Genomic DNA, 3,393 nt, shown 5'->3' with positions numbered 1-3,393 from the left:
TTATCTCTTAACACTTCCTAGAAATATTTATTAACATATTTAAACTCCTTTTAGTTAAACGTAAAATAATCATTTCTCATTTTGAGCTATATGTCTACTAAATTTTATAATTCTATAATTTATTAATCCTTCTTAAAAGTTTGATATATTACAGGTATAACAAAAATTGTAAATATAGTACCGATGCTTAATCCTCCAACTATTACAAAGCCTATAGAATTACGAGCAGCAGCACCGGCTCCATCTGCAAAGACTAGAGGTAAAGCTCCGACTACAGCAGCAAGGGTAGTCATAAGAATTGGACGCAAGCGAAGTTTTGAGGATTCTATTATAGCTTCTTGAACCTTTACTCCTTTTTCTCTTAGCTGATTAGCAAATTCTACTATCATAATAGAATTCTTAGTAATTAATCCAATTAAAGTAATAAGTCCGATATTACTATACATATTAAGGCTATTACCGGCAAGCCAGAGAGCAAGTACACCGCCGGTTATTGAGAAAGGTACGGCGAGTAATATTAATAAAGGGTCAGTAAAGCTTTCAAATTGAGCTGCAAGCACTAAATAGATAAATACAAGAGAAATACAAATGTTATAAGCATATTACTGTCTGCCTCTCTCATTTGTTTAATTTCGCCGATATATTCTATTATAGTATTACTAGGGTCAAGTAACTTAGCGGCTATTTTATTGATTTCATTAATTGCATCATTAATTTTTCCGTCAGGAGCAAGATCGGAAGAAATAGTAACGGATTTTGAATTATTATAATGACTATATGATTTTACTGATATTTTTTCTGTAATATTGGCTATAGATTCAAGCGGTAACATATTATTATTTTTTGCTCTGATTAAAATTTTACTAAAATCGCTAATATCTTTTCGATCTTTTTGATTAAATTGCAATATAACGTCATATAAATCATTACCCATTCTAAAATCCCCGATTTGTTGACCTGCAAGTAAATATTGTACCGTTTTGCCTATATTTGCCAAATCCATTCCGTATAAATAAGCCTTATCACGGTTGACTTCTATACTTATAGTTGGCATTGCCGATTGTAAATTTCTATTGACGTTTAAGAAAATAGGATTTGTTTTCATTATATCAATAAATTGTTGTGATATTTTATCTAAATCATCATATTCAAGGTTCGTTTGAATAGTAAACTCGATAGGGCTACTTGCATTCCCGCTAACCATTGAACGTGGATCCATAGCAAAAATCGACATGCCCGGGATTTCGGAAAACTGCTTATTTAACATATTTTTAATAGTTTCTTGGGAACAAGAACGCTCACCCCAATCTTTCAACGGAATGAATCCAAAAACATTATCACTACCGCCTGCACCTATTACCATCAGATAACCTAATATATCTTTATAATTAGCAAGGATTTTTTCGGCTTCTTTCACTACTTTAGTAGAGGATTCTAAACTAGAACCTTCAGGTCCTTTAAGAGAAACTTGTAAAAATCCGTCATCTTCTTGGGGTACGAAAATTTTTTGAGTAAATTTAAAACTAATAATCAGCACTATAAAAGATGATGCAATAATGATGACAAATTTCTTTTTATTGTCAAAAGTTAGCTTTAGATAGTAAATATATTTATTTTGAATAAATTGTAGAATGTCGTTAAACTTTACTAAGAATTTTGGTAAGTCCGTATTATGTTTTGTAACCATACGACTTGACATCATAGGAGTTAAAGTTAAAGCAACAAATCCTGAGAACAAAACGCAAAATGCTAAAGTTCAAGCAAATTCAATAAATAATTTCCCGATAAACCCTTCAATAAAACCGACGGGTAAAAATACGGCAGCAAGCGTAATAGTCATAGCAATGATTGCAAAGCCGATTTCTTTAGAAGCAAGTAAAGCCGCTTCCATGGGTTTATGCCCCATTTCATTATATCTAAAAATATTTTCAAGCATAACTATCGCATCATCAACGACTAAACCTATAGCAAGTATCATAGCAAGGAGCGTAAATATATTAATAGAAAATCCAAAAGCATACATTACGCTAAAAGTACCGATCAACGATACCGGAATCGTCACAAACGGAATTAAAGTAATTTTAGCAGAAGCAAGAAATAAATACGTGACTAAAACTACTAATATTAAAGCTTCAAAAATTGTTTGAAATACCGCATAAATTGATGCTTTTACAGGTGTTGCTCCATCATATGCGATACCCATGCTTATTCCTTTTGGCATGGATTCTTTAATTCTTTCTAGCTCTTTAGTTACTTCATTTGATAAATCTATGACATTAGCTTTTGATTCTTTTATAAGACCAAGAGCAATGGAGCTTTTGCCGTTATATCTGAAAATTATATCCTCATCGGGAGATGTTAAAGATATTTTCGCTATATCTCGTAATTTTATGATACCTCCGTTTTGTACTTTTAGAATAATATTACCGAATTCTTCCGGTGTAGATAAAGAACCTTCAAGAGTGACTATAAAATTATTACTTTTTGTTTTAATCGTACCTGCGGGATAATCTTTATTTTGCTCTTTTATTGCGGATTCAATCTCCAATAAAGAAATTTTATGTTGATATAATTTTTTGGAGTCAGGTTCTATTCTCATTATATATTCCCGACCGCCGTAAATTTGTGACTGTCCTACACTTTCAAGTTTATCTAAAGGTGTTTGTAGATTATCTTCGACGATCTTTGTTAATTCTAAATCGCTATATTGATCACTTTCAACACTTATGAAGAGGCTTGGGAAACTATCGGTATCAAGTTTTGCAACTGATGGGGCTTTCATATCTTGCAGGAACATATAAGTGATATCCGATATTTTAGAACGAACATCGTTTAATGCTACTTCAATATCGGTAGATAGTAAAAATGATAAAGTAATACTACTTTCGCCTGTAGAACTTTGAGAAGTTATATAATCTAAATTTTTAACCGTCTTTAAAGCTTTTTCTATACGCGTCGTTATTTCTTTTTCCATATATAAAGCATCGGCACCTGCATAATGAGCTTCGACATTTATAATGGGAACTGAAATATCCGGAGTTCCTCTAATTTGTAGTTTGGTAAAAAAAATTGCTCCAAGAGCTACGATGACCAAACTCAAAACTGTAGCAAAGACAGGGCGTTTAATACAAATTTCAGACAATAACATTGGATTTAATATATTTTTCTTTAAAAATTTTATTCTAAATTAATGTGAATAGCGAGTTATTACATAAATCTGCTATTCGGTTAGAAATATTTTATATAAAAAGTGAAAGATGGTTTCCAATTTAATTATATAAATTAAGTATATATTGTTTTTTATTAAAAAACTTATAATTTTTTACAAAGTAGAAAATTAGCTTTTGTAATTTACTATTGACGATAAATTGGAAGTGTTGAGAGATAAGATAA

General features: G+C 31.0%; 1 pseudogene. It reads right to left on the bottom strand.

Features of this window, described 5'->3' with window-relative positions:
- Positions 1-122: 122 nt before the first annotated feature.
- Positions 123-3,148, bottom strand: a pseudogene (locus tag SB78_RS05540) (efflux RND transporter permease subunit).
- Positions 3,149-3,393: the final 245 nt, after the last annotated feature.

It is taken from the genome of Rickettsia asembonensis (assembly GCF_000828125.2).
In the GTDB taxonomy this organism is placed as follows: Bacteria; Pseudomonadota; Alphaproteobacteria; order Rickettsiales; family Rickettsiaceae; genus Rickettsia; species Rickettsia asembonensis.
The sequence above is the reverse complement of the archived record's forward strand: the minus strand, read 5'-3'. Positions and strand labels throughout refer to the sequence as shown.